The sequence below is a fragment of the Microbacterium sp. NPDC089321 genome (assembly GCF_040684935.1).
Taxonomy (GTDB): domain Bacteria; phylum Actinomycetota; class Actinomycetes; order Actinomycetales; family Microbacteriaceae; genus Microbacterium.
Genome location: NZ_JBFBGX010000001.1, coordinates 660,998 through 684,562, shown reverse-complemented (window position 1 = coordinate 684,562; position 23,565 = coordinate 660,998). Strand labels below are relative to the sequence as shown.

The following is a 23,565-nucleotide window of genomic DNA, read 5'->3' as shown; positions in this document are numbered from 1 at the left end:
ATGACGGCACGCACCCCAACCGATCGAGAAGGCAGTTCGCCGGGACGAGGGGCAGCTCCTATCGGTCAGCAGACGTTGCTGAAGGTCATGTCCGAGAAGAACAGCTGCTGAGTGACGCTTCCGAGAGTGGGGCGCGGATATGCATTGCGGTAGTGGATGGTGAAGGAAGTCAGGGGACCACCGAAGGTGAAGGTCACTCCCTGGGTCGCGATGTTCGGGCCGGCCACGGTGCCAGGCGACTGACTGCGGAACGGCGCAGAGCTCGTGCCGTCGCCCTGCATTCCGAATGGCTGACTGGCCGTGTATGTGAAGGAGTAGGCTGCCCCGGACACCTGGACCGCGTCCCAGTAATTCACCGCGGACGTGTTGCCGTCGAAGTCCCCGAGAGTGAATTGAAGGCCGGTGATGGGCTGGCTGAACGTGAACGTCACGTCCATCCCGCTGTTGTAGCTGGCGAGCATGTTCAGCTGCGGATAGAAGGGGCTGAGATTGTTCGGATCGATGGCAGCCGTGCCGACAGGCACGGCGACGGCAGACACGGTGATCGTGCTGCCGTCGGATGCGACAGCCTCGCCGCTGCCCGATGTTCCACCGCCACTCCAGGCTCCTGACGTCCAGTTCAGCCTGTAGCTTCTGCTGCTGCACGGACCTGACGCGGTCGCCAGCGGAGCGGTCACCGCGGCGGAGATGATGGGCAGCGACCAGGCCACGCCCTTGACCACCGTGCGACGGGTCGGCTGTCCCTCCCCGGTCGGGCGATCGTCGCCGCTCAGCGAGGCGTGGCCGGTCTGTGCAATCTTCTTCTTCATGGTTCTGTCTCCCCCAGATGAGTTCTCCGCAGCCGGTACACTTGTCGGCTGCGCGAGCGAGAGAAAACTATCGGTCTTTGCAGTCAGCTACCGGCTGGGATACCGCACATGGCGGCGAAGACGGCCAGAACCCTTCAGAAGTTGACCCAGAATGCGAAATGGAATGAGAGGGCCGGGTGCTGCCTCCTCCGAGATTTTGCTGCGGATGCCCGGCGGGCGGATACTCATCCCGTAATGAGCTCCTCTGCCGAAGCACGTGCAACCGCCCCCACGACCATCGCCGTCATCGGCGCCGGTCGTCTTGGCGGCATGCTCGCGCGGGCGCTCGCCGCGGCCGGATTCACGGTGCACGGCCCGCTTCGGCGCGGTGACGCGATTCCGGCATCCGATGTCGCCCTGCTGGCCGCGCCGGATGCGGCGATCGCCACCGCAGCATCCGCCGCCCGATCCCACGCCCGCCTCGTCGGCCATCTCTCGGGCGCGACGGGCCTCGATGACGTCGACCTCAGCATCCACCCGCTGCAGACCTTCACCGGGGCGGAGGCGCCCGACGTGTTCCACGGCATCGGCGCCGCGGTCGCCGGACGCACTCCCGAGGCTCTCGCCCTCGCACAGCAGATCGCCCGAGCCCTCGGCGCCCGCCCGTTCGAGGTCGACGACGCACACCGTGCGGGGTACCACGCCGCGGCATCCATCGCCTCGAACCTGCTGCTCACGGTGCTCGACGCCGCCGAGCGGGTCGCCGCGGCACAGGGCATCCCCGGTGCCCGCCGCCTGCTCGAGCCGCTCGTCGCCCGCTCGGTGCAGAACTGGGTCGAGCAGGGCGCAGCCGCCGCGCTCACCGGACCGATCGCCCGCGGCGACGACGACACCGTCCGCCGCCAGCGCGACGCGATCGCCACCGCGACTCCCGAGCTTCTTCCCCTGTTCGATCAGCTGTGCGACAGCGCCCGAGACCTCGCCGGAAAGTGACCCGATGAAGATCCTCCGCACCATCACCGAGATGCGCGCCGCCGTGCGCGAGGCGCGCGCCGAGGGCCGCACGGTCGGACTCGTGCCGACCATGGGAGCCTTCCACGAGGGACACCTCTCGCTCATGCGCGCGGCCCGTGCGCAGAACGACCTCGTCGTCGTCTCGCTGTTCGTGAACCCCACGCAGTTCGGCCCGAACGAAGACCTCGCGGCCTACCCGCGCGACGAGGCCCGCGACGCAGCGCTCGCCGAGGCCGAGGGCGTCGACATCCTCTTCGCCCCCACGGCAGACGAGGTCTACCCCGACGGCTTCGCCACGAGCATCCACGTCTCGGGCATCACCGAGGTTCTCGACGGCGCCGCCCGCGGAGCCTTCCACTTCGACGGCGTCGCGACCGTCGTCACCAAGCTGTTCGGCATCGTCCGCCCCGACGACGCCTACTTCGGGCAGAAGGACGCCCAGCAGATCATGGTCGTGCGCCGCGTCGTGCGCGACCTCGACCTCGATGTGCGCATCGTCGCCTGCCCCATCGTGCGCGAACCCGACGGGCTCGCGATGAGCTCGCGCAACGTGTACCTCGACGAGCGCGCGCGCCGACGCGCGGTAGCGCTGAGCAGGGGACTCGACCAGGCATCCGCCCTGGCCGCCGACGGCTTCCGCGACGCCCTCACCCTCACCGGCGCCGTGCGCCGGATGCTCGCGCACGCCGACATCGAACCCGAATACGTCGAGCTGCGCTCGCTCGACGACCTCAGCCCCGTCAGCGAACTCGACGGCGAAGCGCTGCTGGCCGTCGCCGCACGGGTCGGCGGCGCCCGCCTGATCGACAACCACATCGTCCGATTCGAGGGCGAATCGCCCGCAGGGGAGCAGTCATGACCGAACGCCCGCTGACCATCGGCGACCTCGCCGCGAAGAAGCAGGCCGGCGACGCGATCGTCATGGTCACCGCCTACGACCATCCGGGTGCGCAGATCGTCGAAGAGGCGGGTGTCGACATGGTGCTCGTCGGCGACTCCGCCGCGATGACCGTGCTCGGCTACCCGTCGACCGTGCCCGTGACGGTCGACGAGATGCTCATGCTCACCCGGGCTGTGCGGCGAGGACTCATCCGGCCGCTGCTCGTCGGCGATCTGCCGTTCGGCTCGTACGAGGCATCCGACGCGCTCGCCGTCGAGACCGCGCAGCGCTTCGTGAAAGAGGCCGGCTGCGACCTGGTGAAGATCGAACGCGGCGGCACCACGGTCGACCGGGCGCGTGCGATCGTCGCCGCGGGCATCCCCGTCATCGGGCACATCGGCCTCACCCCGCAGACCGCCACCGCCCTCGGCGGCTACCGCGCGCAGGGGCGAAGCGCCGAAGCGGCACTCGCTCTGATCGACGACGCGCTCGCCCTGCAGGATGCCGGATGCTCGCTGCTCGTCATCGAGGCCGTGCCCGCAGAGGTGACCGAACTGCTCATGCCGCTGATGCGCATTCCCGTCATCGGCATCGGCGCAGGGGCGGATGCCGACGGCCAGGTGCTCGTGCTGCACGACCTGCTCGGCATCTACGACGGCCCCGCCGCGAGATTCGTCAAGCGCTACGCGGACCTGCGCTCGGTCGCCGTCGCCGGCGTGGGCGAGTACGCCCGCGAGGTGCGGTCGGGCGCGTATCCCGCCGCCGAGCACGGCTACCGGATGCCCGAGGGCGAGGCCGCGCGGCTGCAGGAGCTTCTCGCGAAGGGGCGCTGAGCCTCAGGCCGACCCGCTCCATGGTGCAGGCACGATCACCCAGGCGACGCTCGCCGCAGAGCCGCCGGTGACCTCCCACGTGTGGGGCTGGCGGCCGGGGAAGGTGAGCGCGTCGCCGGCGCCGAGCACCACGGATCGGTCGGCGAAGCGCATCGTCACCTCTCCTGAGATGACGTGCAGCACCTCGACGTCGCAGTTGATCGTGTAGAGCTCGGCTCCGCCGTGCGCGTGCGGCTCGAGCTCGGAGCGCAGCAGCTGCACGCGCTCCTCGCTGCGCGGCGACAGCAGACGCTCGTCGACGTGCACGCCGCCGAGATTGATGCGGGGTGCCTCGGCGAACGTGGTGTGGTGGATCTCGGGCTCGGTGAACAGGGCTCCGACGGGCAGGGAGAGCACCTGACACAGCTGGACGAGGGTCGACACGCTCGGCGAGGTCTCATCGCGCTCGACTCGGCTCAGGAAGCCCTTCGACAGGCCGGTCGTGGTGGCCAGCTGGCTGAGTGACATGCCCTGACTGGTGCGCGCTGCGCGCAGCTTCGCTCCGATCGGCGCCGTGACGGCATCGGCGTGAGGGTGGATGGCGCGCATGGGTCTCCCGATCGGGGTCGCTCTTGACGCGAGGGCCAGGCGAGGATACATTCACTGAAAGGTTGCCTACAGAGTATCAAAGGTTGTCAATTATGCAACACCCCAGCGATTCCCCCTCCGCAGAAGCCGCATCGACCACGAGCCGTCCGGCCACGCCTCGCGGACCTGTCGACGCCAGCATCGTGCCGCGCTTCGCCGGGATCGCCACCTTCGCACGCCTGCCGCGCCTCGACGAGGTCGGCCATGCCGAGGTCGCGATCGTGGGAGTGCCCTTCGACAGCGGAGTCAGCTACCGGCCAGGAGCCCGCTTCGGCCCCTCGCACGTGCGCGAGGCATCGCGCCTGCTGCGCCCCTACAACCCCGCGCAGGACGTGTCGCCGTTCGCCTCGCAGCAGGTCGCCGATGCGGGCGACATCGCCGCGAACCCGTTCGACATCACCGCAGCCGTCGATGAGATCGAGGCGGGAGCGCGGGCGCTGCGCGCGCACGCCGACCGGCTCGTGACGATCGGCGGTGACCACACCATCGCGCTGCCGCTGCTGCGCGAGGTGGCCGCGGTGCACGGCCCGGTCGCCGTGCTGCACTTCGACGCGCACCTCGACACCTGGGACACGTACTTCGGTGCGCCCACCACGCACGGCACGCCGTTCCGCCGCGCCTCGGAAGAGGGGCTCATCGACATGACGGCCAGCATGCACGTCGGCACCCGCGGCCCGCTCTACGACAAGAGCGACCTCGAAGACGACGAGCGCCTCGGGTTCGCGATCATCACCAGCGAGTATCTCGAGACGCACGGCGTCGCCGCTGCGATCGAGCGCATGCACGCCCGCATCGGCGACAAGCCGCTCTACATCTCCATCGACATCGACGTGCTCGACCCAGCCCATGCACCGGGCACCGGCACTCCCGAGGCGGGCGGCATGACCAGCCGCGAGCTGCTGCGGATGCTGCGGGCGCTCGCCGGCTTCCGGATCGTCGGCGCCGATGTGGTCGAGGTCGCCCCTGCCTACGACCACGCCCAGGTCACCGCCGTCGCCGCGAGCCACGTCGTCTACGAGCTGCTGAGCGCCATGGCTCCGCGCCCGACGGCGACACCGAACCCTGAAGGAGACCGGGCATGACAACCCCCGAACCGAGTGCTGTGGCGCAAGCCGCCGCCGCCATCGTCGACGCGTTCGCCGCGACCGACACCGAACGCTACTTCGCCGGCTTCTCGCCAGACGCCACTTTCGTCTTCCACACCGAGCCCCAGCGCCTCGACGACCGCGCCGCATACGAGCGGATCTGGCAGGAGTGGCTCTCTGCCGGGTGGCGTGTGGTGTCGTGTTCGTCGTCGGACAGCCTCATCCAGGTGTTCGACGGCGGAGCCGTGTTCAGCCACACCGTCGACACCACCGTGCACACCGGCGACGGCGAGGAGTCGTACCGCGAGCGCGAGACGATCGTCTTCGCGCTCGACGGCGACCGGCTCGTCGCCGTGCACGAGCATCTCTCCCCCTTCACCGAGGCGTCCTAGCCCCCACCCCGCGCGAGAGCGCACGATCGCGAAGCGAAGGAGCTTTCCGATGTCCCTCTACTCCCGTCTCGAACAGCGACTGCAGACGCAGTCCGATGACGCGGGCCCGATCCGCGGCACCTACACGACCGGCCGCCTGCTGATGATCTGGCTGGCTGCGAACCTCGTCGTCACCACCCTGCTGACCGGAACCCTCTTCGTGCCCGACGTGCCGTTCGGACTCGTGATGCTGCTCATCATCGGCGGCACGGTGGCCGGTGCAGCCGTGCTCGTCGCGGTCGGTACCATCGGGCGCCGCACCGGACTGCCCACGATGGCGCTCACCCGTGGCCCGTTCGGCATCCGCGGCAGCCTGCTGCCCGTCGCCGCGAACGTCATCATCCTCATGGGCTGGAGCTGGGTGCAGGCGATGCTCGCCGGCATCGCGCTCGACTACGTCGTGATGACGTTCACCGGCTTCTCGAACCCGGTGGTCTTCGCCGTGCTCTGCCAGACGATCGTCGTGATCCTCGCCATCTTCGGCCACGCCGGCGTCGCCCGCGTCGAGCCCTGGTTCGCCGTGGTCATCCTCGGCATCGCGGCCTACATCTTCGTGACCGCCTTCACGACCTTCACCCCGGCCGAGTTCACGTCGATCGCCGCGCCGGGCGAGCCCTTCTACACACCGGGCCTCGTCTTCGACGTCGTGCTCGCGACCGCCATCTCGTGGACGGTGCTGTCGGCCGACATCAACCGTCTGGGCCTCAGCACCCGGGCCAGCGTGATCGGCGCCGGAGTCGGCTACACGCTGTCGACGATCATCTCGATGTCGCTCGGAGCCACCGCGATGGCATACGTCATCCTGAACGGCGGAGAGGCGGTGCCGTTCGACCCGGTGACCATCATCGAGCCCTTCGGGTGGATCTTCGGCATCGCCATCTTCCTCTCGGTGATGGCCACCAACACGATGGTCGTGTACGGCATGGTGACCACCGTGGTGAACGCGGTGCCCGGAATCCGCATGCGCTTCCTGCCCACCGCTCTCGTGCTCGGCGTGATCTCGATCATCGGAGCGACCTTCTTCGGCCTGCTCGACCAGTTCACGACCTTCCTCGTGACGATCGGCGCTCTGTTCGCCCCGATCTTCGCGATCATGATCGTCGACTACTACGTCATCAAGCGCGCGTCGTACGACCGCGACATCCTCGCCGCGCGCGGCGGCCGCTACTGGTACCTGGGCGGGGTCAACTGGCTCGCCGTCGGGTCGTGGATCGTCGGGGCCGTGCTCGCCTACGTGTGGGCGTACGTGCTTCCGCTGCCGTTCGGCTCGACAGCGCCGGCGTTCGCGATCACATTCGTGCTCTACCTGGCGGTCTCATGGCCGACGAGGACGACGCGGCGCCAGCATCCCGTCGGCAATCTCGCCGACGCCGACTCGACCGCCGACGACTCGGCCGCCGTGGCGAGGGCGTGAGCGCATGCTGCGCGATCTGAGCCATCCCGTGACAGACGGGATGATGGTCTATCCCGGCGATCCGGATGTGTCCATCGCCGCGGCCCTGACCGTCGCGAACGACGGAGTGCTGGTCGAGCGCATCGAGATGGGCTCGCACACCGGCACGCACATGGACGCACCCGCGCACACGGCGCACGGCGGGCGCACCATGTCGGATGTGCGGCTCGACGAGCTGGTGGGCGACGCGCTGGTGCTGCACGTGCCCGACCTGCGCGACGGCCAGCGCTACGGATGGGACGCGCTCACGGCGACGGGGGACATCCCCGCCGCCGTGCCCGCCATCGTCATCATCGACACCGGGTGGGCGCAGTGGTTCGGCGATGAGAGGGCCACCCGGCATCCGCATCTCGACCCGGCTGCGGCTGCCGAGCTGTGGCGACGGGGGATGCGCCTGCTCGCCGTCGACACGTTGAGCCCGGATGCCACGGGTGACCCGTCGAGTGACTTCCCGGTGCACGAGATCGTGCTCGGCGGCGACGGCCTGATCGTCGAGAACCTGTGCGGGCTCGCCGATCTTCCCCGTGACCTTCAGGTCGGCTTCTTCCCCGTGAAGCTGCAAGGCGACGGCGCGCCCGTTCGCGCCGTCGCCTTCCTTGATGAGGACAGCGGGCTGCTCACCGCCTGACGGTGCGGCAGCCCGAGCTGACCCGTCGGCTCAGGGGATGTGCGGGTGCTTCTCGTCGCGCACCGCCTGCTCCTCGGCGGCCAGGCGGTCGTGCTGCTGCTCTTCGAACGTCGGCTTACGGTCGTCGGGAGCGTCTTCGTCGGAGTCCGGGGTCTGCGCGTCGGTGCTGAGGTCGGGGTCGGTGCCTTCGGCCTTGGTCGGGTCGGTCGGGAAGGGCGTGGGGTCAGACATGGTGGCTCCGATCGTCGGTGGACGTTCAGACTCGCATCCGGATTCCGGCGGGGGATGCCCGTTGACAAACCCGGTCCCGGGCATCCGTCCCGCCCGCTCGAAGGCAGGAGAGCACCCGAGAACAGGACGGATGCCGGGAAATCGTCCTGTTCTCGTGCATTCTCCTGTGCTGGGTGCTCAGTGAGCCGGCTCGTCCGGCTCCCAGCGCAGCAGGTCGCCCGGCTGGCACTCGAGGGCCTCGCACAGGGCATCCAGCGTCGTGAATCGCACCGCCTTCGCTCGGCCGTTCTTGAGTACCGCGAGGTTCGTCGGCGTGATGCCGATGCGCTCGGCGAGCTCGCCGACGCCCATCTTCCGCCGCGCGAGCATGACGTCGATGTCGACGATGACGGGCATTCAGATCACCTCGCCCAGCTCGTCGCGCAGCGTGCGGGCCTCGTCTTCGCGCTCGATCGCCTGCCGCAGCAGCGCCTTCATCACGACGACGAGCAGCGCGAAGCCGGCCAGCACGAGCCCGGCACCCGCGATCAGGGCGACCGCGCCCGGCGCCATCTCGCCCGGAGCGAGCAGCCCCGCGAGCACGAATGCGAGCACGGCCGCTGCCACGATCGTGCCGATGATGACGTTCACGAAGCGGAACGACGAGACCTGGAAGATCGATCCGTGCCGCACGCGGGTGAGCAGCATCCACACGCAGACGGCGAAGACCTGCATGCTCAGCACGCCGAGTGCGGCGATGCTCACGAGAGCGATGCGACCCCAGAGCACCTCGCCCTCGAGGTCGCGCCAGACCGCGGGCAGGATCATGACCTGCACGACCACCGAGCCCGCCAGCGCGAGCGCGATGACGCCCTTCAGAAGGACGATGGTTCCCGTTCTCATGGTGCGCCTCTCATTGAACAACGATAAGAATCTATCGTTAATCGTTCGATAGCGCCAGGGGTGGTGAGAGCGGTTCGCGTGGTCGGCCCCCGAGGACAGGCCGGTTCGCGAGTGCAGGACGGATGCCGGCGAACCGGCCTGTTCTCAAGAACCGGCCTGTTCTTGCGAACTCGGTCACCTGGGCGCGCGGGCTCCACCCGGGTGAAACCGCTCACCGGGGCGCGCGGGCTCAGCCCAGGACTGAGTCGCCCTGCCCGGCCTCGGCCTCGGCCGTGATGCGAGCCGCCATGCCGGCGAAGATGAACCCGTGGAAGGGCAGCACGGCCAGCCAGTACAGCCGGCCCGTCAGGCCCCGGGGGAAGAAGACGGCGCGCTGCTCGTAGCGGGTGCCCGTGGCATCCGGAATCGCGCGCAGCTCGAGCCAGGCCGACCCGGGAACGATCATCTCGGCCCGCAGCCGCAGCAGCCCGCCGCGCGAACCCTCACCCGACTCGAGCACCAGCGGCTCTTCGACCGCTTCGACGCGCCAGAAGTCCACGGCATCGCCGGGGCGCACCTTCGAGCGGCTGCGCCGGCCGCGGCGCAGTCCGACCCCGCCGATCACGCGATCCATCACGCCGCGCACGGCCCACAGGAAACGAGACGAGTACCAGCCGTTCTCGCCGCCGATGCCTGTGATCACGCGCCACACGTCCCACACCGTCGCGTGCGTGTGCACCGATCGCTCGTCGGTGAACGCGGTGCGTCCGGCCCAGTCGGGGTCGCTCGGCAGCGGCGCACTCGGAGCGCCCGAGACCTCGGCATCCTGCCAGCTGGTCTCGACGCCGTCGGCATCCACCCGCCCGAGCGCGAGCGCGACCGCCCGCCGATACGGCGTCAGGCCGCCCTCGGGCGGCGGGATGAGGTCATCGATCGCATGATTCTTCATCACGCACTCGTTCTGCAGCGACTCGACCAGCGGCCGGGCGATCGAGCGCGGAACCGGCGTCACGAGGTTCACCCAGTGCGACGCGAGCCGCGGTGTCAGCACCGGCAGTGCGGCGATCGCCCGCTGCGGAAGACCCGCTTCGACCGCGTAGCCGTTCATCATCTGTCCGTAGCGCAGCACGTCGGGCCCGCCGACATCGACCGCGGTGTTGACCGACTCGTCGACTCGCGCAGAGCCCAGCAGGTAGTGCAGCACGTCGCGGATCGCGATCGGCTGGATGCGATTGCGCACCCACTTCGGCGCCGGCATGTACGGCAGCACGTCGGTCAGGTGCCGGATCATCTCGAACGACGCCGACCCCGACCCGATGACGACGCCCGCCTGCAGCACGAGCGTCGGCACGCCCGATTCGAGGAAGATCTCGCCCACGCGCACCCGCGACCGCAGGTGCGGCGACAGGTCGGCATCATCCGGATGCAGCCCGCCGAGGTACACGATCCGGCTCACGCCGGCCGCGGCCGCAGCATCCGCCACGGCCTCTGCTGCCGCGGTGTCCTGCTCTTCGAAGTCCTTGCCGCCGGTCATCGAGTGCACCAGGTAGTACACGACGTCGACATCGCGCATGGCCTCGGCCACGGCATCCCGGTTCTGCGCCTCGCCCTCGACGATGTCGACCTCGCGGCCCCAGCCGAACGACTCCGCGCGGGCGGCATCGCGCGCGAGCACCCGCACCCGGTATCCGGCGTTCAGCAGCCGCGGAGTGAGCCGGCCGCCGATGTATCCGGTCGCGCCGAACACCAGCGCGCGAGGCGCCGTGCCGTCGTGGCGGGGGATGGCGCGCAGCGCCGGTTCGCGCCCGGTCGGGGCGGTCAGCTCGCTCATGCGTCGAGAGTACGGGCGGATGCCCTGACGCGCCGAACGGGTTGACGCGCGGGCCGGCGTCTGTCAGCCGGCGCCGGCGCGGCATCCCGAGAACAGGACGGATGCCGGGAACAGGACGGATGCCGGGAAACCAGCCTGTTCTCGCGAACCGGCCTGTTCTCGGGCGGAAGGGAGCCGAGCGGAAGCCCGGCGGGACGACGAAGGGGGCGGGTGCCGCAGCATCCGCCCCCTCGAAACCGCACTCAGGCCGAAGCCTGCTCGGCCTTCTTCTCGCGGCGCAGGCCGTGCAGCAGCGGCTCGGTGTAACCGCTGGGCTGGGCGGCGCCCTCGACGATCAGGCGACGGGCCGCGGTGAATGCGATGCCCGGCTTCTCGCCCTCGCCGAACGCGAGCTTCTCGTAGTTCGGGTCACCGGCGTTCTGCTGGTCGACAACCGGCGCGTAGCGGCGCAGGCTGTCATCGATCTGCTCTTCGGTGATCACGCCGTGCTGCAGCCAGTTGGCGAGCAGCTGGCTCGAGATGCGCAGGGTGGCGCGGTCTTCCATCAGGCCCACGTCGTGGATGTCGGGCACCTTCGAGACGCCGATGCCCTGGTCGATCCAGCGCACGACATAGCCGAGGATCGACTGCACGTTATTGTCGATCTCCTGCGCGACGATCTCGGGCGTCAGGTCTCCCTCGCCGGCGAGCGGCGGAACCAGCAGCGCGTCGAGGGCCTCGTCGCCGGTCGGGGTGAGGGTCGCGCGCACGGCCATCGGGTCGACCTGGTGGTAGTGCAGGGCGTGCAGGGTTCCGGCGGTCGGCGAGGGCACCCACGCGGTCGACGCACCCGACTGCGGGTGCGCGATCTTCTTCTCGAGCATGTCGTGCATGAGGTCGGGCTCGGCCCACATGCCCTTGCCGATCTGCGCGTGACCGTCGAGACCGCACTCCAGGCCGATCGAGACGTTGCGGTCTTCGTACGCCTTCATGAAGGGCTGCTGCTTGATGAGCGCCTTCGGCAGGAAGGGACCGGCGTGCATCGAGGTGTGGATCTCGTCGCCCGTGCGGTCGAGGAATCCGGTGTTGATGAAGACGACGCGGTCGGATGCCGCGGCGATGGCCGCCTTGAGGTTCGCCGAGGTGCGGCGCTCCTCGTCCATGATGCCGACCTTCATCGTGCGGGCAGGCAGGCCGATCAGCTGCTCGGCGCGGCTGAACAGCTCGGCGGCGAACGCGACCTCTTCGGGGCCGTGCATCTTCGGCTTCACGATGTACATCGATCCGGTGCGCGAGTTGCCGCCCCGGTTCGGGCCCTCGAGCTCGGGCAGCGAGCCGAGCGAGGTCATGATGGCGTCGAGGATGCCCTCGAACACCTCTTCGCCGTTGCGGTCGAGAACCGCGGGGGTGCGCATCAGGTGGCCGACGTTGCGGATGAACAGCACCGCGCGACCGGGCAGGGTGACCTCGCCGCCGTCGGCCGTCGTGTACGTGCGGTCCTCGGCGAGCGTGCGGGTGAAGGTGCGCCCGTTCTTGGTCACCGACTCGCTGATCGAGCCGTCCATGAACCCGCGCCAGTTGCGGTAGCCGAGCGCCTTGTCGTCGCCGTCGACGGCGGCGACCGAGTCCTCGAGGTCGAGGATCGTGGTGATCGCCGACTCGAGGATGATGTCCTGCACGCCCGCGGCATCCGTCGCGCCGATGCGGCCGGAGCGGTCGATGACGATCTCGGCGTGCAGGCCGTGGTGCACGAGCAGCACGGCGGTGGGGGCATCCGCCTCGCCGGTGTAGCCGACGAACCCGGCGGGGTTGGCCAGGCGGTGGTCGCCGGTCTCGGTGCGCACGATCAGGCCGTCGGCGTCGACGGCGTAGCCGGTGGCGTCGCGGTGCGAGCCCTCGGTGAGGGGAGCGATCTGGTCGAGCAGCTCGCGTCCGCGCTCGACGACGGCGGCGGCGCGCGTGAAGTTGAACTCCTTGCCCGGCGCGAGCTCGCCGGTCTGGTCGATCGCGTCGGTGCCGTAGAGCGCGTCGTACAGCGAACCCCAGCGGGCGTTGGCGGCGTTGATCGCGAAGCGGGCGTTGAGCAGCGGCACGACCAGCTGAGGGCCGGCCATCGTGGCGATCTCGGGGTCGACGTTCTCGGTGGTGACGGCGACGTTCTCGGGAGCCTCGACCAGGTAGCCGATGTCGGTCAGCAGCGCGCGGTAGGCGTTCTTCTCGGGCACGCCTGGGTTCTGGCGGTGGAACTCGTCGATCTTCTGCTGCAGCTCATCGCGCTTCGCAAGCAGCTCTGCATTGCGGGGCCCGAGTTCGTGGATGATCGCACTGGCGCCGGCCCAGAACTCGTCGATGTCACGCCCGCTCTCGGCGAGCGCCGCCTCGGCGAACTCGACGATGGGGGCGGCGACCGAGAGATCGGCGCGACTGAGGTGCGAGGTCATAGTTCCATTCCTTCTGTTCGAGCGCCGATCCGGCGCAGGGTCTCCATGGCGATCTCCGCGTCTTGAGCGGGTGTGCCGCCGGCGACACCGAGTCCGCCGGCATGCTGATCGCCGAAGTAGATGGGGAAGCCGCCGTCGATCGTCGTGAGCAGGCCGCCCGTGCCGAGCGGCAGCGCGACGGCCACCGCTTCGGGGATGAGTGCGGTGCGGCGGCGGGTGGATGCCGCGGTCGCGGCCTTGCGACGACTGGTCTCGACGCTGTGGGGCGTTGCGCCGTCGGCCATGCCGAAGGCGATCACGGTCATCGAGGGGTCTGCCACCGAGACCACGGGGCGCACGCCGCGCTCGGCGCCGATCTGCATGGCGAGGTCGACTGCCTGGGCCGCCGTGGCGTAGGTGACGGCGACGATCTGACGTGTGCTCGACATGTCTCTCCCCTCTAAAAGTCCAGTTCCAGATTAGGCAGGCGTGCACCTTTTGGAGCGGCGATTTCATATGATGGAACTCATGGAGGGAACAGCCGCAAACTCAGGTTCAGTCGCCGCAGCGACCGGTTCGACACCGGCCGGGACGGTGCAGTCCGTGACGCGTGCCTTCTCACTGCTGGAGGCGCTCGCGGCATCCGGAGGAGAGGCGTCACTGGCATCCATCGCCGGGCGCACCGGCCTCGCCGTGCCGACCGCGCACCGCCTGCTCGGCACGCTCAACCACCTCGGCTACGTGCGACAGCTCGAAGACCGGCGCTACGCCCTCGGCGCGAGCCTGATCTCGCTCGGCCGGCACGCGGTGCCGCCCCTCGCCGACGCCGCCCTCCCCCTGCTGCGCCGGCTCGAAGACCAGTTCCACGAGACGGCGAACTTCGCCGTGCTCGACGGCGATCTCGTGCTGTACGCCGGACAGGTCGCGTCGCGTCAGCGCATGCGCATGTTCACCGAGATCGGGCGCCGCGTTCTGCCGCACTCGACCGGCGTGGGCAAGGCGATGCTGTCGACCATGCCCGAGCGGCAGGTGCGCGCGCTGATCACCCGCACCGGCCTGCCGCGGTTCACTCCGCAGACCATCACCGACGAAGAGGCGTTCATCGCCGATCTGCGCCGTGCGCGCGGGCGCGGCTTCGCCGCCGACGACAGCGAGCAGGAGGTCGGCGTGCGCTGCATCGCCGTCTCGGTGAAGGGCATCGGACAGCCGGCCGCCGTGTCGGTCTCGGGGCCTGCTGCGCGCATCACCGATGCGACCGTCGTCGAGGTCGTGCGGGCGCTGCGCGAGGCGGCCGAAGAGCTCGCCGTGCTCGCTGCCGAGCGCGGCGTGGGCGATCCGGGCCTCTGAGAACCAGCCCTGAACCGGGCGAGACCCCTTGTCTAGCGACCTATAGCGACATATCGTTGAGCATCGTTCAGCAACAGGAGGTCATCATGAACGGATCGTTCCCCTCCAGTGGGTTCACCTTCGGCTCGAGCAACGGCGCGGGCAATCCGCTCGCCGGCGTGTGGGAGGCGGTCGAGCAGCTGCGCAACGGCTTCGAGCAGCGCACCGGCGGCTCGCGCATGGCGCGCGGCGACGTGCGCGCGGCGGTCATCTCGCTGCTCGCCGAGCGTCCGATGCACGGCTATCAGATCATCAGCGAGATCAGTGAGCGCTCGGGCGGCGCATGGAAGCCCAGCGCCGGCTCGGTCTACCCGACCCTGCAGCTGCTCGCCGACGAGGGCATGATCACCGCCACCGAGCAGGGCGGCCGCAAGACGTACTCGCTGACCGAAGCGGGCATCGCCGAGTCCGAGGATCTCGCGGCGAAGCCCGCGCCGTGGGAGGGCGCCGGTCAGCGCAGCAGCACCGGATCGGGGCACCTCGGCGGCCTGCCGAAGGCCGGGATGGAGCTCGCCAGCGCCGCCGCGCAGCTCGGCCGCACCGGAACTCCCGAGCAGGTGAAGGAGGGCGTCGAGATCCTCGAAGACGCCCGGCGTAGGCTGTACGCGATCCTCGCCGAGGGGTGATCCCGCACTCAGGGGGTTCTGTGCACCAGGCTCGCTATCGCCGCATCCTGCGCTTCGCCGCGCGCGCCTTCGTGCAGATCTGGTGGTTCGAGCTGGTGCTGCCGCGCGTCGGCCTCGGCCGGGTCGCGGATCGCACCAGGGATGCCCGGATGCTGCGCCTCGCGCGCCGCTTCCGCGGCCTCGCCGTCGAGCTCGGCGGCCTCATGATCAAGGTCGGGCAGTTCATGTCGTCGCGTCTCGACGTGCTCCCGCCCGAGATCACCGCCGAGCTCGCGGGGCTGCAGGATGAGGTGCCCGCGGAGCGGTTCGACGACATCCGAGCGGCCGCAGAGGCCGAATTGGGGATGCCGCTCTCGCACGCGTTCGCCTCTTTCGATCCCGTGCCTGTGGCTGCGGCATCCCTCGGTCAGGCGCACCGCGCCACCCTGTCGCCTGGCGACGCCGCCGACACCGGACTCGACCGGGTGATCGTGAAGGTGCAGCGGCCGGGGATCGACGGGATCGTGGCCGTCGACCTCGCCGCCCTGCGGCGGGTGTCGCGGTGGGCGCAGCGCGTGCGCGCCGTCTCGTCGCGGGTCGACGCTCCCGCGCTGGTCGAGGAGTTCGCCGAGACGTGTCACGAAGAGATCGACTACCTGCACGAGGCCGCGAGCGCCGAGCGCTTCGCCTCGGACTTCGCCGACGACCCCCGGGTCTCTGCCCCCGCCGTGGTCTGGGAGCGCTCGACGCGCCGGGTGCTCACACTCGAAGACGTCAGTGCGATCAAGATCAGCGACACCGTGGCGCTGCGCGCCGCCGGCATCGACCCCGCCGAGGTGGCGCAGGTGTTCGCACAGGTCATGCTCGACCAGGTGTTCACGCACTCGTTCGTGCACGCCGACCCGCATCCGGGCAACATCTTCGTGACCCCCTCCGCAGATGGCGGGTGGCGGCTGACCTTCATCGACTTCGGGATGATGGCCGAGGTGCCCGACACGATCCGCGCGGGTCTGCGCACTCTGGTGATCGCCGTCGCGTCGCGCGACAGCCACGGCCTGATCGTGGCGGCGCAGCAGATCGGCGTGCTGCTGCCGTCGGCGCAGACGGCAGAGCTCGAACGCGCGCTGACCATGCTGTTCGCGCGGTTCGGGGGCATGGGGTTCAACGAGCTGCGCGACGTCGATCCGCGGGAGTTCCAGGACTTCGCGCGGGAGTTCGGCGACACGGTGCGGGCGCTGCCCGTGCAGTTCCCCGAGCGGATGCTGCTGCTCATGCGCGCGGTGTCTCTCACCTCGGGCATGTGCAGCGCCCTCGACCCGGCGTTCAACATCTGGGAGCCTGTCGAGCCATACGCGACCAAGCTGCTGCGCGACGAGAGCGGCGGGATGCTGCGCGACCTCGGCGCGCAGAGCATGACGAACATGTCGACGCTCTGGCGCCTGCCGGCCCGCGTCGATGCGGCCCTCAACCGCCTCGATTCGGGGTCGCTGACCTTCGACATCTCGAGCCTCGAGCTGCGGCTCGACCGCATCATCCGCGTCGCGTACCGGGCGGTGTCGGCCGTGCTCTTCGGCGGGCTGCTGATCGGCGGCGTGCTGCTGCTCGAGCCTGCACCGGGGTGGGGCGTCGGCCTGATGTGCGCCTCGGTCGTGCCGCTGCTGCACGCCGTGTTCGGGCGGCGCTGAGGCCCGACGCACGTCAGGCCGGAAGCACCTCCCGCAGCAGATCGTCGAGGGTGACGACGCCGACCAGGCGCTCGCCGTCGACCACGGTCGCGAGCTGCGCTCTCTTCCGGCGCATCCGCGTCAGCGCGTCGTACGCCGAGGTCGAGGGGGCGAGCGCCAGCGGGTCGCGCGCGATGGCGTCGGCGGGAGTGTCTGCGGGCACGCCGAGCGTGTCGCGAACATGTGCGACGCGAGACGCGGGCCCCTCGCCCACGAGGATCCGCAGATGGCCCGATGCCGCAGCGGCGGACTGCACGTCGGCGACCGTCGCGGTCGCCGCGACCGCAGACGGCGCGCGGTCGGTTCGCACGACAGGCCCGACGGTGAGTGCGCTGAGGTCGATGACCTTCGCGATCGGCTCCGAGTACAGCTCCTCGAGAGTCCCGGATGCACGGGAGTGGGCCACGAGCTCGCGGATCGTGTCGGCGTCCTGGCCACCGGCGGCCGCCTTCTCGACGGGCTCGACGCCCGACGCCTTCACGAGCCGATTCGCGATGTGGTTGATCCACAGGAGGAACGGCCGCAGCGGCCAGGTCAGCGCGCGGGCGGCGATGCCGGTCGCCTTGGCCGCGGTCTCGGGATGCGCGATGGCCCATGACTTGGGTGCCATCTCGCCGATGACGAGATGCAGGAACGTGACCACGATGAGCGCGAGCATGAACGCCACGACGTCGGCGAGCACGGCCGACAGGCCCCATTGCTCGAGCACCGGCGCGAGGGCGTAGTCGATCGCGGGTTTCGTGATGGCGCCGAGCGCGAAGGTGCACGCGGTGATGCCGAGCTGCGCGAAGGCGAGCATGACCGTCAGCTCGTTGACGCCGCGAAGCGCTGCGCGTGCTGAGGCGCTGTGCTCGGCATCCGCCTCCAGCCGGTGTCGACGGGCCGCGAGCAGAGCGAACTCCACGATCACGAAGAACGCGCTGGCGATGATCAGCGCCGCTGTGATGAGGGTCACCATCCACCAGCTCACGAGGCCACCCCCTCATCCGGAAGGTCGTCCGTGGTGGCGCGGCGTCCGCTCTCTCCGACGGTCTCCGCATCCGCGTCGAACTCGTGCAGGCGCACCGCGAGCCGGGACGGCACCAGGCGGGCCACCTCCGTCACCTCGACGTCGAGCCAGCGCTCGATCCGGATGCCCTGGATCGTCTCGCCCGCCCTCTCGGGGATGTCGATGCGCAGCACCGTGCCCTCGATCGGCAGGTCGCCGTGCTCACGGATCACCAGTCCTGCGATCGTCTCGTCATCGTCGCGCGTGAGGTCGTGCCCGATCAGGCGCTCCAGCTCATCGAGGTGGACATCACCCGGCAGCGACCAGCTGCGGTCGCCGTCGCGGACGACACCGGGCGTGAGGGGATCGTGCTCGTCGGAGATCTCGCCGATCACCTCTTCGGTGAGGTCCTCGAGGGTCAGGATCCCGTCGAAGTTGCCGTACTCGTCGACGACGCAGGCGAGCTCGTTCCTCGTCTGCCTCATGCGATGGACCGCCGCCGGAAGAAGCATGGTGGCCGGAAGCACCGCCGCATCCCTCATCAGGGATGAGACCGGGGCGTCGTCGTCGTGCCCGCTCCGCAGGACGTCGATGAGCTGCACCACGCCGATCGGGGCGTCCTCGTCGTCGATCACGGGGTAGCGCGTGTGCCCGGTCGCCATGAGGGCGCGAACGGCGCCCACGGTGGTGTCGGGCGGAATCGAGTCGATCTGCGACCGGGGGACCATGGCGTGCTCGACGTCGCGCTGCGGGAAGTCGAGGATGCGGTCGATGATCATCGACAGGTCGTCTGGCAGGTCGCCGCTCGTGCGCGACTCCTCGATGATCGCCTCGAGGTCGCGGGCGGTGGCGCTCTCGTCGACGTCTTCGAGCGGCTCGATGCGCACCAGGCGCAGCAGGGCGTTCGCGGCGACGTCGAAGACGGTGATGAGCCACCCGAACAGCAGCAGATAGATGCGCGTGGGCACGGCGAGTGCGCGCGCCAGCGGTTCGGGGCTCGCGATCGCCAGGTTCTTGGGATACAGCTCGCCGAAGATCATGGTGACGACCGTCGCGAGCAGCAGAGCGCCGATCGTGCCGATCATGATCGACGCCGCGGGGTCGATGCCCGCGCCGCCGAGCAGCGTGCCGATCGACTCGCCGATGAGCGGCTCGGCGACGTATCCGATGAGCAGACCGGTGACGGTGATCCCGAGCTGAGCGCCGGAGAGCATGAACGAGGTCCGCCTGGTGATCGCCAGGACCCGCTTGGCCTGTGCGTCGCCCTTCTCGGCCTTCGCCGCCATGCGAGAGCGGTCGACCGACATGTACGCGAACTCCTGTGCGACGAAGAAGCCGCAGGCGGCGATGATCGCCAGAGTCAGAAGAACTCCGACCAGCAGTGTCAGTGCTGCGGCGAGCATCCGGAATCACCCCCTCTCTCAGCGAGGGGGTCGGGAGATCGACCCTCCTGGTCGGCGGAGGCGCGCGGAATGCTCACGGGTGTTCTTTCTGTAGGGCACGGGTGGGCGAGACGAGCGTATCCAGGCAGGCTATCTCCGGCCTGAGAATCGAGGCGGTGCGTTCGCCGCGCGCATCACGCCATCGGCGCTGATCGCCATCCGCGCTCGTGGAGCCGCTCGAATCCGTCGAGAAGGATGTCGAGTGCGAAGAGGAACTCTGCGTCCTCGTCGCAGGCTGCGCCGGCATGAGAGGCGGTCGCCGCCATGCGGACGATGGCCGGATACGCCTCGGCGTAGGCGGAGAGAGCCGCGTCGCGTGCCTCCGGGTCGGCAGGCAAGGTGGGGGTGGGCATGACGTCGCGCGTGAACCCCCACATGCGCGTGCTGAGTGCATGCATGGCGTGATGAACGAGGTCGGGGGAGAAGCCGCCGCGGAACATCGCCTCCATCAGCGCGTTCATGTGCGACAGCACGGCCGGTCCTGCCATCGTCCTCGTCTCGACCGCCGTGCGCCACCACGTGTGGCGTGTCGTCACCGCGCGCGCGGCGAGGATGCGCGCCCGCACCTCACGCTTCCAATCGGTGTCCCCGTCCGCGACGCGAAACGCCGAGACGATCCGCTCGACCATCGTGTCGATCAGGTCTTCGCGGCTCGACACGTGCTTGTAGAGCGCCATCGGCGTGACGCCGACCGTCTCCGCCAGGCGCCGCATCGACAGACCCTCGAGGCCGACCCGGTCTGCCAGCGTGATGGCGGCGTCGAGGACTCTGTCGCGGTCGAGGGGGGCCTTGCGGCTTGACATATCTACAGCGTATACCTAGCGTGAGGGACAGCGGTATACGCCGTATACCTGAAGGGGCTCTCATGACTCGCCAGAACCGGACCTACTCACGAAGCGCAGGCATCGCATACCTCCTGACGCACGTCACCTCTGTGACCGCGGTCGCCGCGTACGCGGCTTCCGCCTTGCCGCTGGGCGTGGCGCTCGAGTTCACGCTCGCGCTCGGCTGCCTGCTCACCGGGCTGCTGCTCTTGCCTCTTCTGCGCTGCGCCGGCGAGGTGCGGGCGCTCACCTTCGCGTTCCTGCGAGGGCTGGAAGCCGCCGTGATCGCGGCCGGGACCCTGCCGATGCTCGCGCTCGCCTGGACTGGTGGCTCGAGGGACGTCCTCGAGGCCCTGCACAGCGCCGCGTTCCTCGTCGGACAGGGCCTGGTGATCAGCGTCAACACCGTCGTGCTGGCATGGCTGCTTCTGGACTCGGGTCTGGTGCCCAAGGCGCTGGCAGTGCTCGGGCTCTTCGGGGGCGTCGTGGTGCTGGGCAGCAACACGGCGCAGCTGTTCGGGCTGATCCCCCTCAACGGTCCGGTCGCAGGCGTGTGCGCCCTGCCCATCTTCGCGTTCGAGATCTGGTTCGCGTTCTACCTGATCATCGCTGGGCTTCGGCCCCGCGCCGACGTGAACGCAGGAGCGGGCGAGCACGCCGTCCCGGCTGCGTGAGGTGCGGCTCGCCGCGTCACTGTCGCACGGGATAGCCGGCGGGCGGCGAACTCGCTCAGGAGACGAGCGCGACCGTATCGGATTCCTGCTGCCGACTCTGGGCGCCGGTCGCCGAGCCCTTCTCGGCGTACATCGCTCTGTCTGCACGATCGAGAGCGCCCTCGATCGTGTCGCCGGGGTGCACCTGCGTGACGCCCCACGACCACGAGTGGCTCGCGTACTCACGCAGCCGGGCCATCACGACCCGCGCCTCGTCCTCATCGGTCTCGGGCATCAGCATGGCGAACTCGTCACCGCCGAGACGGCCGACGATGTCGGTCTGGCGCGACAGCGACATCCACTGCGCGGTGAGCGACCGCAGCACGTAGTCGCCGGCGGCGTGACCTCCGCCGTCGTTGATCGACTTGAACTTGTCGAGGTCGAGCACGGCGATGGCGAGCGGCCGCTGATGGCGGGTCGCGCGGCGCATCTCGAGCTCGGCCTTGGCGATGAACCCTCGACGGTTCAGCGCACCGGTCAGAGGGTCGGAGTGCGATTCCAGCCGGATGCGGTGCCGCACGAAGAGCCCCGCTTCGAGGCACAGCCAGGTGAACAGAGCCGCGCCGATGATGTTCGCGGGGCCGAGCACGCTGCCCGCCCCCGGCGCGAACGGGCCGAAAGCCATCGCGGCGCCGAGGGCGACGAGGATGGCGAACTCGCCCGCGCGAGCGACCCTCGCGCCGTAGAACCAGGAGAAGAACATGGCGATGAGCGGCAGCTCCTGCAGCACCGCGATGGCGTTCTGCCGCTCGTCGGAGAAACCGAGGTAGTACACCGAGACGAGGGCGTGCGCGACGACGAGCGCCATGCCGACCCAGCGTGGCAGTTCGATGCCGACGAGCGCGACGAGCGCGAAGACCCCCAGGCCGACCAGCGCCGTCCCGCCCGAGAGCACCTGCTCCCACAGGGTGATGTCGGTCTCGAAGAGCTCGATGATGCCGAGCACGCCGAACAGCAGGAAGATGCTCGCGGTGACGACAGAGTATGTCGACGTGCGCTCGCGGACGTGCTTCAGCCAGCCGGCACGCAGCCAGCGCAGCTCTTCCGCATCCTCGACATGGATCGCTTGAGTGACCATGGTTCCCTCCCGTTCGTCCCGCCGTCGGTCCCGGGCGCGTTCGACGCTCCGGGTTCCGATGAAGGTGGCTGTGCTTGACTGCGCCGCCGGGGCGGCGCTTCATTTCCGTTCACAACGACCGCCCCCAGGGACGCGGTTTCCCCAAGCCGCATCCCCGAGGCGGTGACATCACTGGGGGGAGTGATGTCCTGTCCTCAGCTCGTCGCGGTCCCCCATGTCCCGTCGAGCTGAGTTCCCCAGGTACCTAAGCAATATATCAGGATTCCGTCCGATTTGTCCCCCTTTTGGGGGACAAGATTTTGAGCCCCGAGTTTCGGGCCTTGCGCACGCGGATCCGCGGTCGACAAGAAGCTCTTGACACCGGCATCCGCCTCGCATAACGTACAACCAAATGGTTGTACAAACAGAACTCAGCGAAGCGGAGATCGATCGTGTGTTCCATGCACTCGCGATCTCGACCCGGCGCGACATCCTGCGCCGGACGATCGAGCGCGAGCAATCCGTCTCCACCCTCGCGAGCGACTACGAGATGTCGTTCGCGGCGGTGCAGAAGCATGTCGCCGTCCTCGAAGAGGCCGGCCTCATCGTCAAGCGCGCCGAGGGACGCGAGCGGCTCGTCCGCGCGAACCCCGAGATGATCGCCCGTGCGCGGGCGCTTCTCGCCCGATACGAAGAGCTCTGGCGGGCACGCATCGCCCGGCTCGACGACCTGCTGGCCGAATCAGCATCCGACACCTCCAACGAAGGAATGTGAAATGCCTGTCACCGACATCATCACCGACCACGAGAACCTGACGATGACCGTCGTCGCCGATCTCGCCGCTCCGATCGAGCGCGTCTGGGGCGTCTACAGCGACCCCGAGCAGCTCGGCCGGTTCTGGGGCCCTCCCGGCTGGCCGGCGACCTTCACCTCGTGGAACCACGAGGTCGGCGGCCGCGCCACCTACACGATGCACGGCCCGCGCGGCGAGACCTCCTCGGGCTACTGGGAGTTCCTCGCCATCGAGAAGCCGCACCGCTTCGAGGTGCTCGACGGCTTCAGCGACGAGCAGGGCAACCCCAACGAGGACTTCCCCGCGATGCGCATGGAGTTCACCTTCGAGTCGACCGCGACCGGCACCCGGATGCTGAACACCAGCCACTTCGTCTCGCTCGAGGCGCTCGAGCAGATCGTCGCCATGGGCGCGGTCGAGGGCACCCGCATGGCGATGGCGCAGCTCGACGCCGTGCTGCAGGACCTGCGCGACTACGCCCAGGGCAAGGGCACCGAGGTCGAGATGCTCGACGACACCCATGTGCGCATCACGCGCCTGGTCGAGGGCTCGCGCGACCTGGTCTGGCGCGCGTACACCGAGCCCGAGCTGATCAAGCGGTGGATGCTCGGACCCGACGGCTGGGAGATGACGGAGTGCGAGGTCGGCCTGAACGCGGGCGACCGCTACCGCAACTCCTGGGCTCCGGTGGGCGATACCGAGGGTGAGCCGTTCGGCTTCGAGGGCGAGATGCTGCTGGTCGATGCGCCGCGTCGGGCCGTGCAGCTCGAGCGGATGCAGGGCACCGATGGCCCCGACATCCTCAACGACGTCAGCTTCTACGAAGAGGACGGCGCGACGCTCATCACCGTGCTGATGGAGTTCCCCGACAAGGAGACCCGCGACATGATCCTCGCCACCGGCATGGCCGACGGCATGGAGGCCTCGTACCAGCGGCTCGAGTCGGCGGTGCTCACGGTCTGATCGCGTCC

The 23,565-nt window shown here is 69.3% G+C and carries 25 protein-coding genes; 13 read left to right on the top strand and 12 right to left on the bottom strand.

Annotated elements, in window-relative coordinates:
* Window positions 1–65 precede the first annotated feature (65 nt).
* Window positions 66–809 (bottom strand): hypothetical protein, encoded by a 744-nt coding sequence (locus AB0N59_RS03210; RefSeq protein WP_363478623.1) that lies wholly within the window; start codon window positions 807–809, stop codon window positions 66–68.
* Between the two features lie 234 nt (window positions 810–1,043).
* On the opposite strand from AB0N59_RS03210, the gene AB0N59_RS03205 reads away from it, so the two are divergent.
* From AB0N59_RS03205 to panB, 3 genes are read left to right on the top strand one after another with little or no spacing between them, the layout of a single operon-like run.
* Complete coding sequence (locus AB0N59_RS03205; RefSeq protein WP_363478620.1) at window positions 1,044–1,781, top strand: DUF2520 domain-containing protein; 738 nt, start codon at window positions 1,044–1,046, stop codon at window positions 1,779–1,781.
* 4 nt (window positions 1,782–1,785) lie between these two features.
* Complete coding sequence (gene panC / locus AB0N59_RS03200) at window positions 1,786–2,661, top strand: pantoate--beta-alanine ligase (protein WP_363478617.1); 876 nt, start codon at window positions 1,786–1,788, stop codon at window positions 2,659–2,661.
* A complete protein-coding gene (gene panB / locus AB0N59_RS03195) occupies window positions 2,658–3,515 on the top strand; it encodes a 3-methyl-2-oxobutanoate hydroxymethyltransferase (protein ID WP_363478614.1) in 858 nt (285 codons plus the stop codon). Before panC ends, panB begins: the two co-directional genes overlap by 4 nt.
* Before the next feature lie 3 nt (window positions 3,516–3,518).
* Here the strand turns inward: panB and AB0N59_RS03190 are convergent, their stop codons facing one another.
* The gene (locus AB0N59_RS03190) at window positions 3,519–4,103 is read right to left on the bottom strand and encodes an XRE family transcriptional regulator (RefSeq protein ID WP_363478611.1); all 585 of its coding nucleotides are present in this window, start codon (window positions 4,101–4,103) and stop codon (window positions 3,519–3,521) included.
* A 92-nt stretch (window positions 4,104–4,195) separates the two neighbouring features.
* Between AB0N59_RS03190 and speB the strand changes: the two genes are divergently transcribed.
* Genes speB through AB0N59_RS03170 form a run of 4 tightly spaced genes read left to right on the top strand, consistent with a single transcriptional unit; the run spans window position 4,196 to window position 7,739 of the window.
* Window positions 4,196–5,224: an agmatinase gene (speB, locus tag AB0N59_RS03185; RefSeq protein WP_363478608.1), complete on the top strand. Its 1,029-nt coding sequence runs from the start codon at window positions 4,196–4,198 to the stop codon at window positions 5,222–5,224.
* Complete coding sequence (locus AB0N59_RS03180) at window positions 5,221–5,619, top strand: nuclear transport factor 2 family protein (protein WP_363478605.1); 399 nt, start codon at window positions 5,221–5,223, stop codon at window positions 5,617–5,619. Before speB ends, AB0N59_RS03180 begins: the two co-directional genes overlap by 4 nt.
* A gap of 49 nt (window positions 5,620–5,668) precedes the next feature.
* The gene (locus AB0N59_RS03175; RefSeq protein WP_363478602.1) at window positions 5,669–7,072 is read left to right on the top strand and encodes a cytosine permease; all 1,404 of its coding nucleotides are present in this window, start codon (window positions 5,669–5,671) and stop codon (window positions 7,070–7,072) included.
* Between the two features lie 4 nt (window positions 7,073–7,076).
* A complete protein-coding gene (locus tag AB0N59_RS03170) occupies window positions 7,077–7,739 on the top strand; it encodes a cyclase family protein (protein WP_363478599.1) in 663 nt (220 codons plus the stop codon).
* A 30-nt stretch (window positions 7,740–7,769) separates the two neighbouring features.
* Here AB0N59_RS03170 and AB0N59_RS03165 read toward each other — a convergent pair whose 3' ends face one another.
* The 6 genes from AB0N59_RS03165 to AB0N59_RS03140 form a co-directional block, all read right to left on the bottom strand.
* Window positions 7,770–7,970: a hypothetical protein gene (locus tag AB0N59_RS03165; RefSeq protein WP_363478596.1), complete on the bottom strand. Its 201-nt coding sequence runs from the start codon at window positions 7,968–7,970 to the stop codon at window positions 7,770–7,772.
* 177 nt (window positions 7,971–8,147) lie between these two features.
* Window positions 8,148–8,366 (bottom strand): helix-turn-helix transcriptional regulator, encoded by a 219-nt coding sequence (locus AB0N59_RS03160; protein ID WP_363478593.1) that lies wholly within the window; start codon window positions 8,364–8,366, stop codon window positions 8,148–8,150.
* Complete coding sequence (locus AB0N59_RS03155) at window positions 8,367–8,852, bottom strand: DUF2975 domain-containing protein (protein ID WP_363478590.1); 486 nt, start codon at window positions 8,850–8,852, stop codon at window positions 8,367–8,369.
* Window positions 8,853–9,081: 229 nt separating this feature from the next.
* Window positions 9,082–10,662 (bottom strand): SDR family oxidoreductase, encoded by a 1,581-nt coding sequence (locus AB0N59_RS03150; RefSeq protein ID WP_363478587.1) that lies wholly within the window; start codon window positions 10,660–10,662, stop codon window positions 9,082–9,084.
* A gap of 242 nt (window positions 10,663–10,904) precedes the next feature.
* Window positions 10,905–13,082, bottom strand: a complete 2,178-nt coding sequence (locus AB0N59_RS03145) for a malate synthase G (RefSeq protein ID WP_363478584.1) — start codon at window positions 13,080–13,082, stop codon at window positions 10,905–10,907.
* Window positions 13,079–13,510: a heme-binding protein gene (locus AB0N59_RS03140; RefSeq protein WP_363478581.1), complete on the bottom strand. Its 432-nt coding sequence runs from the start codon at window positions 13,508–13,510 to the stop codon at window positions 13,079–13,081. The genes AB0N59_RS03145 and AB0N59_RS03140 overlap by 4 nt, the downstream gene beginning before the upstream one ends.
* A 154-nt stretch (window positions 13,511–13,664) precedes the next feature.
* Here AB0N59_RS03140 and AB0N59_RS03135 point away from each other — a divergent pair, with 154 nt between their 5' ends.
* From AB0N59_RS03135 to AB0N59_RS03125, 3 genes are all read left to right on the top strand, one after another.
* Window positions 13,665–14,408: an IclR family transcriptional regulator gene (locus tag AB0N59_RS03135; protein WP_363478578.1), complete on the top strand. Its 744-nt coding sequence runs from the start codon at window positions 13,665–13,667 to the stop codon at window positions 14,406–14,408.
* Between the two features lie 86 nt (window positions 14,409–14,494).
* Complete coding sequence (locus tag AB0N59_RS03130; protein WP_363478575.1) at window positions 14,495–15,073, top strand: PadR family transcriptional regulator; 579 nt, start codon at window positions 14,495–14,497, stop codon at window positions 15,071–15,073.
* Window positions 15,074–15,093: 20 nt separating this feature from the next.
* Window positions 15,094–16,737 carry an AarF/UbiB family protein gene (locus AB0N59_RS03125; RefSeq protein ID WP_363478572.1) on the top strand — a complete coding sequence of 548 codons (1,644 nt, stop codon included), beginning with the start codon at window positions 15,094–15,096 and terminating at the stop codon, window positions 16,735–16,737.
* A gap of 13 nt (window positions 16,738–16,750) precedes the next feature.
* Here the strand turns inward: AB0N59_RS03125 and AB0N59_RS03120 are convergent, their stop codons facing one another.
* The 3 genes from AB0N59_RS03120 to AB0N59_RS03110 form a co-directional block, all read right to left on the bottom strand.
* Window positions 16,751–17,746: a CNNM domain-containing protein gene (locus tag AB0N59_RS03120; protein ID WP_363478569.1), complete on the bottom strand. Its 996-nt coding sequence runs from the start codon at window positions 17,744–17,746 to the stop codon at window positions 16,751–16,753.
* Entirely contained in the window at window positions 17,743–19,167 is a 1,425-nt protein-coding gene (locus AB0N59_RS03115; protein ID WP_363478566.1) for a hemolysin family protein, read from the bottom strand. Before AB0N59_RS03115 ends, AB0N59_RS03120 begins: the two co-directional genes overlap by 4 nt.
* Before the next feature lie 173 nt (window positions 19,168–19,340).
* Window positions 19,341–20,009 carry a TetR/AcrR family transcriptional regulator C-terminal domain-containing protein gene (locus AB0N59_RS03110; RefSeq protein WP_363478563.1) on the bottom strand — a complete coding sequence of 223 codons (669 nt, stop codon included), beginning with the start codon at window positions 20,007–20,009 and terminating at the stop codon, window positions 19,341–19,343.
* Between the two features lie 62 nt (window positions 20,010–20,071).
* On the opposite strand from AB0N59_RS03110, the gene AB0N59_RS03105 reads away from it, so the two are divergent.
* Window positions 20,072–20,704 (top strand): DUF4386 domain-containing protein, encoded by a 633-nt coding sequence (locus AB0N59_RS03105; protein WP_363478560.1) that lies wholly within the window; start codon window positions 20,072–20,074, stop codon window positions 20,702–20,704.
* Window positions 20,705–20,759: 55 nt separating this feature from the next.
* Here the strand turns inward: AB0N59_RS03105 and AB0N59_RS03100 are convergent, their stop codons facing one another.
* Window positions 20,760–21,821, bottom strand: a complete 1,062-nt coding sequence (locus AB0N59_RS03100; RefSeq protein ID WP_363478557.1) for a GGDEF domain-containing protein — start codon at window positions 21,819–21,821, stop codon at window positions 20,760–20,762.
* Between the two features lie 391 nt (window positions 21,822–22,212).
* Here AB0N59_RS03100 and AB0N59_RS03095 point away from each other — a divergent pair, with 391 nt between their 5' ends.
* The gene (locus AB0N59_RS03095; RefSeq protein ID WP_204975352.1) at window positions 22,213–22,575 is read left to right on the top strand and encodes a helix-turn-helix domain-containing protein; all 363 of its coding nucleotides are present in this window, start codon (window positions 22,213–22,215) and stop codon (window positions 22,573–22,575) included.
* Window position 22,576: 1 nt separating this feature from the next.
* Window positions 22,577–23,557: an SRPBCC family protein gene (locus AB0N59_RS03090; RefSeq protein ID WP_363478554.1), complete on the top strand. Its 981-nt coding sequence runs from the start codon at window positions 22,577–22,579 to the stop codon at window positions 23,555–23,557.
* The last annotated feature ends 8 nt before the right edge of the window (window positions 23,558–23,565 follow it).

What these genes read in the sequence shown, in the direction of transcription:
- AB0N59_RS03210 (WP_363478623.1), bottom strand. Translation starts at nt 809, where the DNA reads ATGAAGAAGAAGATTGCACAGACCGGCCACGCCTCGCTGAGCGGCGAC.
- AB0N59_RS03205 (WP_363478620.1), top strand. Translation starts at nt 1,044, where the DNA reads ATGAGCTCCTCTGCCGAAGCACGTGCAACCGCCCCCACGACCATCGCC.
- panC (WP_363478617.1), top strand. Translation starts at nt 1,786, where the DNA reads ATGAAGATCCTCCGCACCATCACCGAGATGCGCGCCGCCGTGCGCGAG.
- panB (WP_363478614.1), top strand. Translation starts at nt 2,658, where the DNA reads ATGACCGAACGCCCGCTGACCATCGGCGACCTCGCCGCGAAGAAGCAG.
- AB0N59_RS03190 (WP_363478611.1), bottom strand. Translation starts at nt 4,103, where the DNA reads ATGCGCGCCATCCACCCTCACGCCGATGCCGTCACGGCGCCGATCGGA.
- speB (WP_363478608.1), top strand. Translation starts at nt 4,196, where the DNA reads ATGCAACACCCCAGCGATTCCCCCTCCGCAGAAGCCGCATCGACCACG.
- AB0N59_RS03180 (WP_363478605.1), top strand. Translation starts at nt 5,221, where the DNA reads ATGACAACCCCCGAACCGAGTGCTGTGGCGCAAGCCGCCGCCGCCATC.
- AB0N59_RS03175 (WP_363478602.1), top strand. Translation starts at nt 5,669, where the DNA reads ATGTCCCTCTACTCCCGTCTCGAACAGCGACTGCAGACGCAGTCCGAT.
- AB0N59_RS03170 (WP_363478599.1), top strand. Translation starts at nt 7,077, where the DNA reads ATGCTGCGCGATCTGAGCCATCCCGTGACAGACGGGATGATGGTCTAT.
- AB0N59_RS03165 (WP_363478596.1), bottom strand. Translation starts at nt 7,970, where the DNA reads ATGTCTGACCCCACGCCCTTCCCGACCGACCCGACCAAGGCCGAAGGC.
- AB0N59_RS03160 (WP_363478593.1), bottom strand. Translation starts at nt 8,366, where the DNA reads ATGCCCGTCATCGTCGACATCGACGTCATGCTCGCGCGGCGGAAGATG.
- AB0N59_RS03155 (WP_363478590.1), bottom strand. Translation starts at nt 8,852, where the DNA reads ATGAGAACGGGAACCATCGTCCTTCTGAAGGGCGTCATCGCGCTCGCG.
- AB0N59_RS03150 (WP_363478587.1), bottom strand. Translation starts at nt 10,662, where the DNA reads ATGAGCGAGCTGACCGCCCCGACCGGGCGCGAACCGGCGCTGCGCGCC.
- AB0N59_RS03145 (WP_363478584.1), bottom strand. Translation starts at nt 13,082, where the DNA reads ATGACCTCGCACCTCAGTCGCGCCGATCTCTCGGTCGCCGCCCCCATC.
- AB0N59_RS03140 (WP_363478581.1), bottom strand. Translation starts at nt 13,510, where the DNA reads ATGTCGAGCACACGTCAGATCGTCGCCGTCACCTACGCCACGGCGGCC.
- AB0N59_RS03130 (WP_363478575.1), top strand. Translation starts at nt 14,495, where the DNA reads ATGAACGGATCGTTCCCCTCCAGTGGGTTCACCTTCGGCTCGAGCAAC.
- AB0N59_RS03115 (WP_363478566.1), bottom strand. Translation starts at nt 19,167, where the DNA reads ATGCTCGCCGCAGCACTGACACTGCTGGTCGGAGTTCTTCTGACTCTG.
- AB0N59_RS03110 (WP_363478563.1), bottom strand. Translation starts at nt 20,009, where the DNA reads ATGTCAAGCCGCAAGGCCCCCCTCGACCGCGACAGAGTCCTCGACGCC.
- AB0N59_RS03105 (WP_363478560.1), top strand. Translation starts at nt 20,072, where the DNA reads ATGACTCGCCAGAACCGGACCTACTCACGAAGCGCAGGCATCGCATAC.
- AB0N59_RS03100 (WP_363478557.1), bottom strand. Translation starts at nt 21,821, where the DNA reads ATGGTCACTCAAGCGATCCATGTCGAGGATGCGGAAGAGCTGCGCTGG.
- AB0N59_RS03095 (WP_204975352.1), top strand. Translation starts at nt 22,213, where the DNA reads ATGGTTGTACAAACAGAACTCAGCGAAGCGGAGATCGATCGTGTGTTC.
- AB0N59_RS03090 (WP_363478554.1), top strand. Translation starts at nt 22,577, where the DNA reads ATGCCTGTCACCGACATCATCACCGACCACGAGAACCTGACGATGACC.